Raw genomic sequence first — 14,918 nt, 5'->3', positions numbered from 1 at the left:
GGTTATTGGGGCGCATGAAAAAGGACGCCATCGGCGTCCTAAATTGGTGTAATACGATGGGTGATCTATTCTTCTTCAGCTGTCCCTTTCGCGACGTCATCAACAGGGATCGGCTCGACGTTCAAGCCTGAGCGCTTGGGCGGTTGAGATTCATCGCCTACCTTGCCGAGTACGCTAGGAAGATCGATGCCTGCTTGATGTGCGAGTTCATGCATGGGTGGCAAGGCGCCGATCAGGCCGCGTAGGAAGTTGCCTGTCGATCCCGTTGGTGTGCCATCATTTGTACCTGCACCGCCGGCGTTGCCGCTGTCCCAAACCGTGATCTTGTCGATCTTGAGATTCTGGATTGCTTTAACTTGTTCTGCCACAAGCTCAGGCAGCTTCTCGATGATGAGCAATGATGGTGCAAGATCTTTGCGCTCGCCACAAACTTCGATAAGCTTGTTGTAGCCATCTGCTTTGGCGGTTAAGACCTTTTGTAAACCTTCCGCTTCGGCTTGATACTTGAGTAAGATTGCATCCGCCTCACCTTTGGCAATTCTTCTACGGCGTTCGGCCTCTGCCTCGGCGTCAATCTCGATGCGCTTGCGTTCGATCATCTGTTGCGCGAGTTCTTCTTTTTCAAGTCGAGCGAGTTCTTGCTCTTTTTCTGCCATCAAAACATCGCGGGCTGCCTCCGCTGCCGCAACTTCACCACGTCGTTTCGCTTCAGCCTGACGTTCAGCCAGTGTCGCCTGATAATCTGCAATTGAAGCTTTACTCTTGTTTTCGCCTTCCACAGCGCCGGCTTCTAAATCAGCTACTTGGCGGCGTTGTTCCGCTTCGGCAGCTTTCTTACCCTGAACCGCTTTGGCGTTCTGCTCGGCAACCGCAATATCTTTCGCGCGATTGGCTTCGGCCTCGCCAGCAATCCCTTGCGCCTCAAGCGACGCGATCTTGATTCGCTGGTCTCGGTCTGCTTGCTTTTGGCCCATGTTCGATTGCGCCACTTGCTCAGCCACAAGCACCTGTCGTTCACGGTTCGCACTAGCTTCACCGATCGCACCGGACTTGTCAGCTTCGGCAACTTCAACACGTGCTTGGTTAATTGCTTCAGAGGCAGCACGTTTACCAATTGCGTCGATATACCCCGATTCATCAGTAATGTCGCGGATGTTCACGTTGATGACTTCAAGGCCGATCTTGTTCAGCTCGAAGTTCACGTTTTTGTTGACAAGGTCAAGGAACTTCTCACGGTCTTGGTTGATCTCTTCAATCGCGAGGGTGGCAATGACCAGACGCATCTGGCCAAGGATGATATCTCTTGCTTGTGTGGCAATATCAATCTCAGAAAGTCCAAGCAAACGCTCCGCAGCATTATTCATGATGTCCGCTTGTGTGGAGATGCCAATCGTAAAAGTTGACGGCACGTTCACACGGATGTTCTTTTTAGACAGCGCACTGGTGAGATCAATCTCAATGGTCAGCGGTTCAAGGCTGAGGTAGGCGTAGTCTTGGAAGAGTGGGAGAACAAATTTACCGCCGCCGTGAAGGCAGGTTGAGGTGCGTTCACCGCCGACACTGCCGTAGATGACCAAGACGCGGTTTGAGGGGCATCGCCGGTAGCGCGTGGTCATGTAAGCAGCGCAGAAGAGGATAACTAGCGCGACGGCAGCAATGGCGGCCATGAGCGGCCAACTGGTCTCGGCCAGCATCGGCATCAAAGCTGAGCCAAGTGTAATGGGGACGTTCATGAATTTCTCCTTGTTTGATATATGGCGCGTTTGGATCGCGCTCCCGGTTAATTTATTTAGTAAAAATCATTTTGAACAGGCAGTCATATGAAACCGCATGTGTTTAAGGCGAGGGGATGAGGGAGTTATGCAGGAGGAGCGTCTTGCGCCTCAGTTGTAGTCGTGGATGGTTGAGTTTCGGTGGATTCGATCCACATCACCTCATCATCGCCGACTTCGGTGATGCGGACGTTGGAGAAGGCGCTGAGCTCTGCGCCTTTGGTCATGGCGGTGAAGATTTTGCGCCGTCCTGAGACGGTGACTTCGACTTGCCCTTGGCCAGACGCGTTGGCGGGGACGGTGAGGTAGACCCGGCCAGTGCGCCCGATGCCGGTTTTGACATCGTAGACATTGGTGCCTTCGAATCTGCGGATATACATCATGGCGAAGGCGGAACCGAACATCATAATGCTGCCGAATGCGAGCGCGATAAAGAGTGAAATGGTGGGATTGAGTTCCCACGTGATGCGGCCTGCAAGACCCATCCAGCCAAAGCCCATAGCGAAAGCGAGGAGTGAGAGCAGGGAGAAAAGGTTGAAGGCGGCACCGGTTTCCATGCCGTCGGTAGCATCGGCGATGTCCGCGGAGGTTAAGTCGATGTCTCCGCCATCATCGCCAACAAAGAGCATTAGCAGCAGTCGCAGGACAAACAGTGTTGTGGCAAAACCACCAATGGCGAAATAGACCATTGCATCGACGCCGGTGTCGGTGATGAGTTGCCATTTGATCAAGTCTAAAACCATTTGCCACATGAAGCTGCTCCGGATTTTGTCTGAAGTAACAAGTTGAAAGTATCTCTCCCGGTCAATGCCGTCAAGACACGCAATACTATTTTTACCAACTCGGCGCAATCAGCCTCTGATTTATGCAGAGTTGCATTTTTATCCCGCTTGGGCGCATAAAAAACTGTCGATCACAAGATCGACAGTCGCGTTCCATGAAAGAACGGTTGGCTATGTTTTTGAGGATTTACGTGCTTAAGTATCAATATCCCAGAGTGTTTCTTCCTTGCTGCCAGCCGGCTGTGATGCGTAATGTACCCAGTGGTCGGTCAGTGCATCAGGGGTGTAGGGGCTGTCATTAAAGTTTTGTGGTACGCCGTTGTTGCCTTTGACGTTTGCAGGTGTCACAACAGCACTGGCGTGGCCATCGGCCCATGCAACATTCACACTGCCATTCACGTGACGGCCATGCGCTTCGTGCCGGTGTGTTGCAGGTGCATTCCATGAGTCGCGGACCAAGCAACGACCGTAATCGTCACCAAGCATCGCTTGGCCGGGGTTGTAGGAGTCGGTGAAGACAATGGTTTTGGTTGGGTTGTTGATGTCAGCAATACGAGGTGTCACAGGGGAAACGCCGTCTGCCGCCCATCCACCGCCGCCAGTGCTATAGCCAAATTTACGCCACATCGCACCGATATGCATGTAGTTAATGCCGTATTGAACGTTCAGCCAACGCGGATCAAGATCGATGGTGGCTACTGGGCCAGTGGCTGGATCAGTTTTCCCAATCTCAAGGAAATCCGGATTAATGGGGTCAAAGCTTGGGCAGTCGAAAAACTCAGGCGATGAGAGAATACCATGTTTTGCAAGGATACCTGGCCAGAAGCGCGCATCCGGATTAGAGATACCCCATGGGCTGGACATGGGTGTAAAGTGGCTCTTGTAATCAATAATGTAGACCTGCTGTGCGATGCCAATCTGTCTGATATTGCTCAGGCAGTTCAGATCGCGTGCAGTACTTCTTGCAGCACCGAGTGCTGGCAACAAGATACCGATCAATAATGCAATGATCGAAATGACCACTAGTAATTCAATGAGTGTAAACGCTTTGTTTTTGACATAATAGAAGTGATGCAGGCTCATATGATGTTCTCCAACTAATTAAATGAGTCCGTAGAATAAGAAGCATCAATGCGCTTTCGCATAGCCACAGACAGCGCATGATTAATCGTGAATTAACAACATCCAGAACAAGACAAGATGCCCGACGGAAGTGAAAGATGGATGTGTTTTCAAAAATGCAAAGATGAGATGTTCTAATATGAACCGCTCACCAAACCTCATTAAAAAATATATCTCAGCGTAAATTGATATCAATCTTTTTCTGTTTAAATTGGTACGACTTCCATAATATTGCCAAGAACAATTTCTGACCTAAATTTTTCTTGCGAGCAAAACGACTTGAATGTCATGTTATACTTTTAAGTCAATTTAAGCTTTTGTAATATATCTCCACGACAAAAAGCCCGCCGTTTGGCGGGCTTTGCGTTTGCGTGTTTGTTCGAATCTTCAGCGCGGCTTAGCGAATGCTTCAGCGACGTAGATTCGGTTGGATCTGCATATGCCGGTTTGCTGATGGAAGTGCAAGCCGTGTGTAGCAGATTTGCCTGGGATGCTTAGCTAAAGGTTAGCGGCCTCGCATGCCAGAGTTCCGGGGTTTAGTAGATGTCCCAGAAGCTTTCTTCGCCAGCGAGCCTAGTCTGAAGGTACCAGTCAGACAGTGTGTCTGGTGTGTAGGCTGAGTCTTCGAGCACCATCGGCACGCCGTACTGAATGGGGTCGTAGGTAGTTTTGACAGCAGTCACGTGGCCATCAGCATAGGAGGTGTTGACCGCGGAGCTGTGACGGGCGTGTGCTTCATAGATGCCGCTGGGAGGTGTGTTCCAAGAATCGCGGATGATGTAGATACCGGATTCATTGGCAGAGTTTAGAAACTGCCAGTTGGGCCCGTAGGAGTCGGCGAAGATCACGGTGCTGGTCGGTTTGCGGATGTCGGACATCTTCGGCGTGATGGGCTCCGCATCGACGGTGTACCACTTGCCGCCGCCGAAGATCTTGGAGGCGTTACGAATCTGCGAGCCGATGTGCAGATAGTTGTAGCCGTATTGCACGTAGAACCAGTTGCCATCCTTGGGGTTATCGACGTCAACGGTGAGGTGGAGTGTGCGCTCTGGATCGTATGATGGGCAGTCATAGAACTTGGGGTCCGAGAGGATGCCGGACTTGTTCAGGAGGCCTGGCCAGTAGGCGCGGTCTGCGTCGACGGCGTTGGGTAGGCCCGGCCAGTCGGTTTGGAGCATGACGGCATGATCTTTGTATTCGGTGGCGTAGATAAGCCACGCGGTGGTGAGTTGCTTCTGATTGCTGAGGCAGTTGGCTGCCTGTGCGGTCTTGCGAGCCGCGCCGAGTGCCGGCAGCAAGATGCCGACCAGTAACGCAATGATCGAAATGACCACAAGAAGCTCGATTAAGGTGAATGCTCTTTTCATGGATGTGCCCTCACGTTTCCGTAAGAAATATGTGAATAAGTCTGTGAGATGAGTTGATGAATGCCGCGATCTAGCCCGGACCTCTTCGCAAGATTCTGCAACTGCAACCACGTTTTCGGTACGATGCCCCCGAAAACATAGCGATCAACCAATACTAGTATAATACCTTACTAAACTAAGTAAATACCATTCTCGGTTAAATTATATAATTATTTTGTGAAAGAAGAATAAGATGTGGTGTTCTATGTTAGTGATCTGGTTCTACTGCAGTTTTGATTATGATTAGAGGCTCTGAATTCAGAGCAATTATGCATGAAAAAAGCATCAATCATTATGATTGATGCTTTGTATGTTTTTGAGGATTTACGTGCTTAAGTATCAATATCCCAGAGTGTTTCTTCCTTGCTGCCAGCCGGCTGTGATGCGTAATGTACCCAGTGGTCGGTCAGTGCATCAGGGGTGTAGGGGCTGTCATTAAAGTTTTGTGGTACGCCGTTGTTGCCTTTGACGTTTGCAGGTGTCACAACAGCACTGGCGTGGCCATCGGCCCATGCAACATTCACACTGCCATTCACGTGACGGCCATGCGCTTCGTGCCGGTGTGTTGCAGGTGCATTCCATGAGTCGCGGACCAAGCAACGACCGTAATCGTCACCAAGCATCGCTTGGCCGGGGTTGTAGGAGTCGGTGAAGACAATGGTTTTGGTTGGGTTGTTGATGTCAGCAATACGAGGTGTCACAGGGGAAACGCCGTCTGCCGCCCATCCACCGCCGCCAGTGCTATAGCCAAATTTACGCCACATCGCACCGATATGCATGTAGTTAATGCCGTATTGAACGTTCAGCCAACGCGGATCAAGATCGATGGTGGCTACTGGGCCAGTGGCTGGATCAGTTTTCCCAATCTCAAGGAAATCCGGATTAATGGGGTCAAAGCTTGGGCAGTCGAAAAACTCAGGCGATGAGAGAATACCATGTTTTGCAAGGATACCTGGCCAGAAGCGCGCATCCGGATTAGAGATACCCCATGGGCTGGACATGGGTGTAAAGTGGCTCTTGTAATCAATAATGTAGACCTGCTGTGCGATGCCAATCTGTCTGATATTGCTCAGGCAGTTCAGATCGCGTGCAGTACTTCTTGCAGCACCGAGTGCTGGCAACAAGATACCGATCAATAATGCAATGATCGAAATGACCACTAGTAATTCAATGAGTGTAAACGCTCGCTTCATGGGTATGCCCTCACAAAAAGCAATAACAGTTAAATTGAAACACAGAACCAATCGTCAGACATGTGGAGTGGGCAGAAATGCTGGTTAGGCCCAAATCGATCTCGCAAATCAAATTCCACGCTCAGATATGATTCTCTCTCGCGCTTTTGTTGCGACTCAGCAACACGACAATTGTATTATATAAGTAATAGGCGGCAGGTCGCAACATTTAAATAAAAGATATTCTAAAACCTAAGTGTTTTCCCTCTGTTATCTTCATTTTAGGGTCTTGGCGGGGGTTTTATTTATATAACTATGTGATTTGTATGTTGGTAGCTCTCAGGATACTGCTGGTCGCACGTATCTGCGACCTTTCCAGATATTCCCACCAAACTGATTGTGCCAAATACTGGCGGACAAAATAATAAGATAGATCCCGCACCCAATCGGCATGGTCAGTGCATACCAACCGTTTAGTGTTACCATCTTTCGAATGGCATTCATCATGCGTGTTTGAAATAGCCAGGCACCGCTTGCTAAAATCGATCCGCACCATGCCCACCACGATCCTAGATTCATACTCAGCAGCATCAAACTGATGATGACATAAACCGGCACAAGCACCGTTCCAAATATCGTCAAACCAAACAGGCCAATCGCACGTAAGTAGCTGTACTTCAATCCGGCAAAGGCGTTCTTAGTTAGCCCCTCCCACATGTCCCACCACCCTTCGTACATACGGCACCAAAGTAATCCGCCGCTCATTGCAATCTGTACCTTCGCACCTGCTGTCTTTAAGGTAATACCCAAACGTATATCGTCTAATACTTCGCCTTTCACAGCATTGTGTCCACCAATACGGTCGTACCATTCTCGCTTGACCAAGATAAATGCGCCGGTCGTTAAAGTGTCCGGATGTTTTGGGTCCATTGCCTTATCGAATGGATAAAAGACGCCGAGTGCTAACATCAATTGCAATTGCACGATGGCTTCGCTGGTGCTACCGAATTTAAGTGTTGGAAAAAGTGCGACTACATCTGCATCGTTTCTCATCATATGTTCGACCGCACCTTGTAAGCATTGGTTTTTCCAATGGATATCTGCATCGGTAAAACAGATCAATTCAGCAGATTCTATTCCGCGCTTAGATGCTTCAGTTTCGACCTCTTTTAATTTCTCGTACCCCCTTGCGAGTGCCCAGCATTTGCCAACCCATCCCCTTGGCAAATCCCCCTGATTCCGCAGTATCGTTAGGTTCTTATGCTCCTCAATCAGTTCCGCGCAAACTGTTTCTGTATGATCGTCGGAATCATCATCAATGAATACCACTCGCAGTTGGCCATCATATTTTTGCTCGCATAGCGCCGGCATTGTTTTGCCAATATGATTACCTTCGTTTCGACCCGGTGATAATACTGCGACTCCTGGAAGTTTCATTCCACCCGGAAGTCTCCCCAGTTTCTTGTGTTCGTTGTTTTTTGTTTGTGTTATACATTGTGCTGTTTCTTTATTTACAAGAACATCAGACGTAATAGGGCAGGAGGAGGAGGTATTTAACCATTCACCGACCTTATCAGGGTCAAGCCGATGTTTCAGGTTACTACGGTATGTTCTTGAAAAATTGAAATATGTCCACAGGCCGCACACCCCTGCCATTGCTACCACGTACACATAGATCATCCAGTTCATACTTGTGCTCCTGCAGCCATCCATTGACCAAACAAAATGCAATCAAGGTATATTTGATATCAACTCTGCGCTAAGATCGCGCATGGATTGTTCATCTATCTGCTCATCATTTCTGAATATGCCCATTTGGTGTAATAAAAAACCCGCGCTCAGCGCGAGTTTCTTGCTTCTCTTCACGTAGTCACACCATGCGATTTTTTTGCGGTTATCCAGGCTCATATTGCCATAGTGGTTTAAGTACCATATAGATATTCATGCAAGTAATGGATCGTACGTTTATGTCCAGACAAGTCCCATGCATTTAAGTCACCGATCGAGATCAGTCCTTGCAGTTTGCCTTCATCATCAACCACCGGCAAGTGTCGTACGCGTCGGCTCATACAAATTCCTCTTGCTTCTTCAAGATCAGTTTTACCCTTGGTGCAGATTACTTCATCCGTCATCACATGACCTACCTTTACCACGCCCGGATCAATCCCTTTGGCCACAACACGCCTCAGCACATCTCGCTCGGAAAAAATGCCTAATACGACGTGATGCTCATCCGTAATAACTAGCGCACCAACTTTTTGTTCATTCATCATTTTGGCCGCATCTAAAACCGTCGCTTCACGGTCCACCACCCAAACGCGATCACCCTTATCCGCCAAAATTTGATTCACTGTTGCCATCGTAAATCTCCTATGTGTTACGCAGCGATGATCTCATTTGATATTGTCTCTGTCCCAAAAACAAAACAGTCTCGCTGCAACTCGCTAAATAAATCATAGGCCCGTATTTAGATATGAATCAGCCTGAAAATACAGCCTAAACGTATAACATGACATTCATCAATCTATCACAGACCAAACGGTTGATACAGCTTTTTTTGGCTTCGTGTGCAACCCCACTTAGACGCACGGCAAAGCTGAACATCGCACCAATCCCTCTCCATTAACCGGCAAAGCCCTACAGATATTCCCCATATTCGATCTTAATCATCTTCGCAAGTCGTTAGAGCCTGTCAGCAGTTATTGTATATTTCTTATATATGCAACCATGCACCCTGTGGCAGTTCGGGAGTGATGCTTCAGCATCGTCTAATCATTGATTAGACATGAGTTTTACAGAGGCAATGTGAAAATCTTCAAGTAAAGAAAGGTTATTGATTATCAGGTGTTCATCGTATCCCACGCATGCACACATCAATCTCAGCGTGTATTACCCCACAGAAACATCATTCACCTAAACTAAAATAATTTGCCTTGCCCCTCGCCCGGGCGCTGTTGACTTTTCACATCCTCCGCCTCTGCGATCAAGTCATCCAGATCTTTGAACTGCATGTAGACACTCGCAAATCGTAGGTACGCCACCGCGTCGATCCCCTTGAGTCGATCTGCCATAATCCGCCCGATCTCAATCCCCGCCACTTCGCGCTCGCCTCGGCCAAGCAATTCTTCTTCGACCTCTTCCACGGTTTTTGTCAGCACCTCTGTCGGCACCGGCCGCTTGTAACACGCCCTCTGTAAACCCGTCAGTAGTTTGCTCCGGTCAAACGGCACGCGACTGTTATCTTTCTTTATCACTGTTAGTCGTGTTGTTTCCTCGATTCGCTCGCGGCTACTAAACCGTTTGCCGCAACTCTTACATTCTCGCCGACGGCGCACCACTTTCCCACCTTCGCTCTCACGGGAATCGATCACTTTATCATCATTATCATGGCAGTACGGGCATCGCATGTCCTTAGCTTACAAACACCTGCGCTCACGGTCCACACTCTTCCTACCTTAACTTTCCCCCAATCTCCCAGCTTCACAGTAAGCCTTTGCGCCCCATCCTAGACCAACTGCCCTGCACCCACTAACCTACCTTCATGCGAATCATTATCCTCGGCGACATCGTTGGCACTCCCGGCCGTCAGGCTGTTACACAAGCGATACCAGTCCTGCGTGAACAATATACCCCTGATCTGATTATCGCCAATGCTGAGAACGCCTCCAACGGCACCGGTCTCACCCCTGACCATTACAAAAAGCTATCGAATGCTGGTGTCGATGCTTTTACCCTAGGCGACCACGTCTACAAAAAAAACCATATCGTCGGCGTTCTCCAAAACCAACCCAACATCATCCGGCCTGCAAACATTTCCGACAAAGCCATCGGTCCACGGTACATGAAGCTAACTCATGGCCCGGAAGATCAAAAACTCTCAGCAAACATTTATGTGTTCACAGTATTAGGCCGCCTTTTCATGGGGATGCCTTCTTCCGATCCTTTCGTTTGTTGTGATGAACTTATCCAAGACATTAAAAGACACGATCCGGGGGCCATCATCATCACCGAAGTTCACGCTGAAGCCACTTCCGAAAAAGTTGCCCTCGGCTGGTACCTCAACCAACGCGTCGCCTGTGTCTTTGGCACACACACACACATCCCCACCGCCGACGCGCGCATCCTCCCCCCAACACTCTCCGACGGCTCCATTGCCGACCAACCTTCTCCCCGTGGCACAGCCTACATCACCGACCTCGGCATGTGTGGCCCAACAGGTTCCGTCCTCGGCCGCCGTGTCGATCGTGTTCTCTCACACATGACCACGCAGATGCCCGCCCCTTTCGACGTCGCCGCCGTCTCCCCCGTCACCGCTGGCATCATCCTCGACATCGACCCCTCCACCCAGCTCGCCACCTCTATCCAGCGCTTAGACCTCCCCGCCGACACCACCAAACCCCCTTTCACCGCAAGTTGATGCGCCAAAATAACACAAGCACCACTTCATCAGATTCATTTTGTTTAACCCGCACTTGTCACCAAACAACCAGATATGTTTGAGCAAGCAAAGAAAATTGATCGCAATGAGTTTGGTGCATTCGACAGCATCTCTGTAAAACGAATGGATCATTACATCCGGATGTTTTGCTTCGAATGCGACATGCGAAAAGGCAAAAGAACACAGCTATACTGCATGGCAACAGCCTGTATCCTCTCTTTCATCTGTGACTTCTACATCAACTTCTCAAGCGACCTCATCAGCATAACGCAAAACAAGTACTACTACATTACTTTCGCAGTCACTCCACTTCTGTGCTATATCGGCCATCATTTTTGGTTCATAAAAACCCATAAAAAGGCTTGGCTGATCAACCTCTACCAACAAAGACCAATCGCATATACAAAATGTGTGAACTGTGACTACAACTTGTCAAACATCAATAAAACGTCATGCCCAGAGTGCGGCTGGAAGCTACCCGTTAATGAATACACAGAACTGAATGAGAATCTTGAAGACAAGGAGATGGATTATCTGGAAAACAAATACAATCAATACGCTGAATTTGAATTTTGCCTTGTAATTTCGATCACGATGATCTACGTCCTCTATTGGCTTGGATTTCCAACTCTCGGCAAGCTTCTGACAGATAATTTGCAAGCACTACATAACGTCGCCTTCCCCATATTATTGATGCTTGTATTAAGTTTTTTGATTTTGGATTTAATCATCGCGAGGATCTTCAGCAACCGTTGGCTCACTCACAAATCCAAAATCTGGCAAGCGCACACCAGCCAATCATGACCAACCCAAACCCATTAGCCGCATCACCTCACAATACACCAATTACCACCTTTCCTTCCCAGCTTCATTCCCCCCACCATCACAACCTTTTCACATCCCACCATCTCATTGCGCTATGCCTCGCCTTGTCATAAACAGAAACCACATCCCAATATTGGGACTATCACATTTGCTTTGGTCTTTCATAATTTGTGCTATTCTGTAATGTCACGCCTGTGTGATTTTATCTAAAACACAATATTAAGGAGAGGATGATGACAACACGCCTGTGCTCATCCAAGCGGTTGCACGCAATTATTACGATTTCAACCCTGCTCGCCACATTGGCTTTCGCCGCAACCACTTACGCAAAAACCAAAATCCTCCCCAACGACCCCGGCGAAGACCACCTGTTCGGCAGCGCTGTCGGCATCCATGGCAACCACGCCATCGTCGGTTCATGGGGCGATGATCATCGCGGCACGCTTTCTGGCTCTGCCTATCTCTTCGACGCTACCACCGGCATGCAAACATACAAACTCATTGCTGACGACGCCGCTATGGGCGACCGTTTCGGTGAAAGTGTTGGTGTCTCTGGTAACCACGCCATCGTCGGTGCATTTCATAACGATGAGAACGGTTTGGGATCAGGTGCCGCATACATCTTCAACGCAACCACCGGCCAACAAATACACAAGCTCGCCGCAGATGACGCCGCTGCAGATGATTATCTCGGTAGCGCCGTCGGCATCTCCGGCAACCTCGCCGTCGTCGGCGCTTATGGCGATGACGACTTCGGCAGCTTCTCAGGCTCCGCATACGTCTTCAACGCCACAACCGGACAGCAGGTCTCAAAACTCAACGCACTCGACGCCGATGAAGGGGATTACTTCGGTCGATCTGTCGGCATCTCCGGTGGAATCGCTATCGTTGGCGCAATAGAAAATGATGATCACGGCACACGTTCGGGTTCTGCTTACCTCTTTAACGCTACCACCGGCGAGCAATTCCACAAACTTACCGCAGACGACGCAGCAGAAGATGATCGCTTCGGACACGCCGTCGCAATCTCCGGTAACACCGCCATCGTCGGCGCTCAAGGCAACGATGATGATGGCTCTTTCTCCGGTTCTGCCTATCTCTTTGATGTCACCACCGGCGAGCAACTCTTTAAACTCACCGCAGATGATGCGGCATCAGGTGATGGCTTCGGCATCTCCGTCGCCATCTCAGGCGATATCGCTATCGTTGGCGCATGGCATGATGATGACCATGGGCAAGACTCGGGCTCTGCATACTTCTTCGATATCACAACTGGGGAGCAAATCACAAAAATCACGGCATCAGATGCTGCCGAAGCGGATTTCTTCGGCGCTGCGGTGGCCATTGCAGGTAACAACTCCATCATCGGTGCCTTTGGCAACGACGACTTTGCTTCACGCGCCGGCTCCGCTTACCTCTACGAAATCCCCGAACCCGCCTCACTCACCCTCCTCTCACTACTCGCTCCCGCATTCCTCCGCCGCAGACATTAACCTTGTGTTTTCAAACATCCATCACGACAAATCGGCGCTGTACGCATCTTTGCATGTGTGCAGTTTTTTGATGCCACGCACTTGTATCTAACACGCCCAATATTTCGAACTCATCCTAGTTTTGCCATAATATCCCCATGGATTCTCCCGATGAGGATCATGTCATACTGTTTGAAAGAACGCCGAGGATCGAGCCGCATCCCTGGCGCATTTCTTTCATCTCTATCACGTAGAATCCGTTTGGCCGATGCGCATTTTTCCCATTGTCGCCTGAAGATGACGATTCCTCTGAGTAAACATGACTTGTTTTGTGATGTAAAACGATTTGGACTCACTTTGGAAGCCGGTCCGATCCCTATAACCGGTAAACCACGACCTATTCGGACGTGAAGCCGCTCATGCCGGTTGCTCGACGAACCGATTCTTTATCAGTGAACACGCCTGAAAAAAGCAATCTTCCCCCAAACAAATCTGATCGACCTTTAGACGACATCTATGAAGTGCCGTTTGAAGAAGACCTCTCCGTAGCTGGTCGTAAAGCACCGCCACGATGGGATGGCGCGACTTTGCGCAACAAAACATCGTTGCTTGTATTGGTTTCCACGACCGCCGGCATCTCCGTTGGTATTGCCGAAGCAAAGCTCGGTTTTCAAACCTGGCCACTCTTCATTGGTCTTGCGGTGATCACTGCCGTGCTTATCATCTTCGGGCGATCATGGGTTGTTTCGCCTGTCGATCGTTTGATCAATAGTCTTTATGAGGTCTATGCCAATCCTTCCCCGACTTCTGTGAAAGATTTGCCTACAGAGCGGAAAGATGAAGTTGGTCGTATCGCTAAAATCGCCCATCGCATTGCTGCCAAGGGTATTCGTGATCATCATCAATCCGTTCAGCTTCGTCGCACCCTTTCAACTCGTATCGAATCTGCGACCAAACGTGCTTGCAATAAGCTTGAGAACCTTGCACAGCGTGATCCACTTACCGATCTTGCAAATCGTCGCTGTTTGGATGAACAGCTTCCAATCATGACCGCTGCTGCGCTTGCGACCAAAACCGATCTTGTTGCGCTCATGATTGACATGGATAACTTTAAGCACATTAACGATCAGCTTGGGCATGACACTGGCGACACCCTTCTCACGCTTCTTTCTTCCATCATTCGCGGTTCGATCCGTCATGATGATCTTCCTATTCGTCTCGGTGGCGATGAGTTTCTCCTGCTTATGCCTGGTTGTCCGCTTCATCGTGCTGAGCAATTCGCCGATCACGCACGTACACTTTTCTTACAGCAAACGCGCATCACATTACCTGCCGGTGCACCTCAACCTAATCTCTCCATTGGTATCGCTTCACTTTTTACCGACAATTGCGAAACCGGCTCCAACCTTGTGAAGCTCGCAGACACGCGTCTTTATGAAGCTAAGGATGCTGGCAAAGGCTGCACTAAATCGACCAGTCAGGATACAACGCAGTCTATTGAATCTAATCAACGGATAGAGGATGCATCTGTAGATATTGACCCTGAATCACATCAAGCGGCGTAACACTTCGTAGGTTTTGTCATATCGATATGACGACATCAATAAGTAATCGCCACAATTATGCATGTCTGCAAGTTTATTTTCTCTTGTTGATCTGCAATCAGTTTTGTGTTTCCGGTTGCGGGAGTTTTTGACGAATCATCTAAGAAGGATGCTTGTTGTCGGCATGTGTCAGATGATGTAGCAGTGCACCCCGTTTGGCATCGGCGATTCACATACACATAAAACCGGTGCAGAAAGTGCTGTCGCATGACTGGAGTGTGACAATAACCTGTCAAATAGCCCGAATGGGAGGTGTAGTTGTAAACTGCCTAAATTCACATACGATCTTAGTTATGCAGTAAATAAATTTGTTTCAGTCTGCTGA

The 14,918-nt window shown here is 49.1% G+C and carries 12 protein-coding genes; 4 read left to right on the top strand and 8 right to left on the bottom strand.

Annotated elements, in window-relative coordinates:
• Window positions 1-65: 65 nt before the first annotated feature.
• From ACQ6WK_RS15765 to nrdR, 8 genes are all read right to left on the bottom strand, one after another.
• Window positions 66-1,733 (bottom strand): flotillin family protein, encoded by a 1,668-nt coding sequence (locus ACQ6WK_RS15765; RefSeq protein WP_432798347.1) that lies wholly within the window; start codon window positions 1,731-1,733, stop codon window positions 66-68.
• Between the two features lie 125 nt (window positions 1,734-1,858).
• Entirely contained in the window at window positions 1,859-2,524 is a 666-nt protein-coding gene (locus ACQ6WK_RS15760) for a hypothetical protein (protein WP_432798346.1), read from the bottom strand.
• 225 nt (window positions 2,525-2,749) lie between these two features.
• Window positions 2,750-3,637, bottom strand: a complete 888-nt coding sequence (locus ACQ6WK_RS15755) for a type II secretion system protein (protein WP_432798345.1) — start codon at window positions 3,635-3,637, stop codon at window positions 2,750-2,752.
• Between the two features lie 575 nt (window positions 3,638-4,212).
• Entirely contained in the window at window positions 4,213-5,043 is an 831-nt protein-coding gene (locus ACQ6WK_RS15750) for a type II secretion system protein (protein WP_432798344.1), read from the bottom strand.
• Window positions 5,044-5,414: 371 nt separating this feature from the next.
• Entirely contained in the window at window positions 5,415-6,275 is an 861-nt protein-coding gene (locus ACQ6WK_RS15745) for a type II secretion system protein (protein ID WP_432798343.1), read from the bottom strand.
• A 318-nt stretch (window positions 6,276-6,593) separates the two neighbouring features.
• Window positions 6,594-7,943, bottom strand: a complete 1,350-nt coding sequence (locus tag ACQ6WK_RS15740) for a glycosyltransferase (RefSeq protein WP_432798342.1) — start codon at window positions 7,941-7,943, stop codon at window positions 6,594-6,596.
• A gap of 233 nt (window positions 7,944-8,176) precedes the next feature.
• On the bottom strand, window positions 8,177-8,614 hold the full coding sequence (locus ACQ6WK_RS15735; protein ID WP_432798341.1) for a CBS domain-containing protein: 438 nt from the start codon (window positions 8,612-8,614) through the stop codon (window positions 8,177-8,179).
• Between the two features lie 558 nt (window positions 8,615-9,172).
• Window positions 9,173-9,661 carry a transcriptional regulator NrdR gene (nrdR, locus tag ACQ6WK_RS15730; RefSeq protein ID WP_432798340.1) on the bottom strand — a complete coding sequence of 163 codons (489 nt, stop codon included), beginning with the start codon at window positions 9,659-9,661 and terminating at the stop codon, window positions 9,173-9,175.
• Window positions 9,662-9,795: 134 nt separating this feature from the next.
• Between nrdR and ACQ6WK_RS15725 the strand changes: the two genes are divergently transcribed.
• The 4 genes from ACQ6WK_RS15725 (at window position 9,796) to ACQ6WK_RS15710 (ending at window position 14,554) form a co-directional block, all read left to right on the top strand.
• Entirely contained in the window at window positions 9,796-10,671 is an 876-nt protein-coding gene (locus ACQ6WK_RS15725) for a TIGR00282 family metallophosphoesterase (RefSeq protein WP_432798339.1), read from the top strand.
• 75 nt (window positions 10,672-10,746) lie between these two features.
• A complete protein-coding gene (locus tag ACQ6WK_RS15720) occupies window positions 10,747-11,496 on the top strand; it encodes a hypothetical protein (RefSeq protein ID WP_432798338.1) in 750 nt (249 codons plus the stop codon).
• A 254-nt stretch (window positions 11,497-11,750) separates the two neighbouring features.
• Window positions 11,751-13,010 carry an FG-GAP repeat protein gene (locus tag ACQ6WK_RS15715; protein ID WP_432798337.1) on the top strand — a complete coding sequence of 420 codons (1,260 nt, stop codon included), beginning with the start codon at window positions 11,751-11,753 and terminating at the stop codon, window positions 13,008-13,010.
• Between the two features lie 398 nt (window positions 13,011-13,408).
• The gene (locus ACQ6WK_RS15710; protein ID WP_432798336.1) at window positions 13,409-14,554 is read left to right on the top strand and encodes a GGDEF domain-containing protein; all 1,146 of its coding nucleotides are present in this window, start codon (window positions 13,409-13,411) and stop codon (window positions 14,552-14,554) included.
• Window positions 14,555-14,918: the final 364 nt, after the last annotated feature.

The organism is Poriferisphaera sp. WC338 (assembly GCF_050931845.1).
Lineage (GTDB): Bacteria > Planctomycetota > Phycisphaerae > Phycisphaerales > Phycisphaeraceae > Poriferisphaera.
Note: the sequence above shows the minus strand (reverse complement) of the source record. Positions and strands in the feature narration are given on the sequence as shown.

Excerpts from the sequence above, each read along its gene's own strand:
- ACQ6WK_RS15765 (WP_432798347.1), bottom strand. The coding sequence starts at position 1,733 with ATGAACGTCCCCATTACACTTGGCTCAGCTTTGATGCCGATGCTGGCC.
- ACQ6WK_RS15760 (WP_432798346.1), bottom strand. The coding sequence starts at position 2,524 with ATGTGGCAAATGGTTTTAGACTTGATCAAATGGCAACTCATCACCGAC.
- ACQ6WK_RS15755 (WP_432798345.1), bottom strand. The coding sequence starts at position 3,637 with ATGAGCCTGCATCACTTCTATTATGTCAAAAACAAAGCGTTTACACTC.
- ACQ6WK_RS15750 (WP_432798344.1), bottom strand. The coding sequence starts at position 5,043 with ATGAAAAGAGCATTCACCTTAATCGAGCTTCTTGTGGTCATTTCGATC.
- ACQ6WK_RS15745 (WP_432798343.1), bottom strand. The coding sequence starts at position 6,275 with ATGAAGCGAGCGTTTACACTCATTGAATTACTAGTGGTCATTTCGATC.
- ACQ6WK_RS15740 (WP_432798342.1), bottom strand. The coding sequence starts at position 7,943 with ATGAACTGGATGATCTATGTGTACGTGGTAGCAATGGCAGGGGTGTGC.
- ACQ6WK_RS15735 (WP_432798341.1), bottom strand. The coding sequence starts at position 8,614 with ATGGCAACAGTGAATCAAATTTTGGCGGATAAGGGTGATCGCGTTTGG.
- nrdR (WP_432798340.1), bottom strand. The coding sequence starts at position 9,661 with ATGCGATGCCCGTACTGCCATGATAATGATGATAAAGTGATCGATTCC.
- ACQ6WK_RS15725 (WP_432798339.1), top strand. The coding sequence starts at position 9,796 with ATGCGAATCATTATCCTCGGCGACATCGTTGGCACTCCCGGCCGTCAG.
- ACQ6WK_RS15720 (WP_432798338.1), top strand. The coding sequence starts at position 10,747 with ATGTTTGAGCAAGCAAAGAAAATTGATCGCAATGAGTTTGGTGCATTC.
- ACQ6WK_RS15715 (WP_432798337.1), top strand. The coding sequence starts at position 11,751 with ATGACAACACGCCTGTGCTCATCCAAGCGGTTGCACGCAATTATTACG.
- ACQ6WK_RS15710 (WP_432798336.1), top strand. The coding sequence starts at position 13,409 with ATGCCGGTTGCTCGACGAACCGATTCTTTATCAGTGAACACGCCTGAA.